At 63.7% G+C, this 903-nt stretch carries 2 protein-coding genes; both read left to right on the forward strand.

What is annotated here, in order from left to right; genetic code table 11:
* The first annotated feature begins 178 nt into the window (after positions 1-178).
* Positions 179-361: a hypothetical protein gene (locus tag AC1D15_RS34715; protein WP_047508846.1), complete on the forward strand. Its 183-nt coding sequence runs from the start codon at positions 179-181 to the stop codon at positions 359-361.
* Between the two features lie 127 nt (positions 362-488).
* Positions 489-903 (forward strand): DUF192 domain-containing protein (locus tag AC1D15_RS34720; protein ID WP_477829651.1); only part of this gene is annotated, 415 nt, incomplete at its 3' end.

Below are 903 nucleotides of genomic sequence, written 5' to 3' on the forward strand. Positions count from 1 at the left end.
GTGCTGATACATGGGATAGCTCCGCGCGCTGCTGATGTTGGAGTGACTGGAAACGGACCGCACTGAAGCCGGCGATTCTATGTCACGCACCGTGTCAACCGACTTTCGAGAGCCCGCGTTACGGGCGGACCGTCCAACGATGGATGGTGGATCCCAAAAACTTTCGAAAGGTTTTCACATGAACAAGATTCTGGCCGCCCTGATTGCTTCCCTGTTCGCTGCCGGCGCTTTCGCCGCTGACGCCAAGCCCGCTGAAGCCGCCAAGCCGGCTGCATCGGCTGCCAAGGCCGAGAAGAAGGCCGAGAAGGCCGAAGCCAAGAAGGCCGAAAAGAGCGAGAAGGCTGCTTCGGCTGCCAAGTGATTCGGGAGGAGCCGGGTTCACGCCCGCTTCGCTGAATTGAATGAGGAACGCCCGGCCTGTGCCGGGCGTTTTTCTTTGGCCCTCGCTACACTCTGCCGCGCCTGTCCACACCGAAGCCCGCCCGACCATGAAGATCCCCGCCACCCGCCTGCTGGCCCTGCTCGCTTTCGGCCCGATCGCCGCAGCCGCTCTTGCGCAGGACGCGCCGCAGCAGCTGCCCGCCATCCAGCTCACCGCCGGCATCCACAACATCCAGGCGCAGGTCGCGCAGACGCCCGAGCAACGGGCCACCGGCCTGATGTTCCGCCGCACGATGGGCACCAACGACGGCATGCTGTTCGCGTTCGAAGAGGCCGGCGTGCAGTGCTTCTGGATGAAGAACACGCTGCTGCCGCTGTCGGCCGCCTTCATCGCCGACGATGGCACCGTCGTGAACGTCGAGGACATGAAGCCGCAGACGCTCGATTCGCATTGCTCGAAGAAGCCGGTGCGCTTCGTGCTCGAGATGAACCAGGGCTGGTTCGCCAAGCGCGGGATCAAGT

The organism is Rhizobacter sp. P2_H2, from assembly GCF_056403375.1.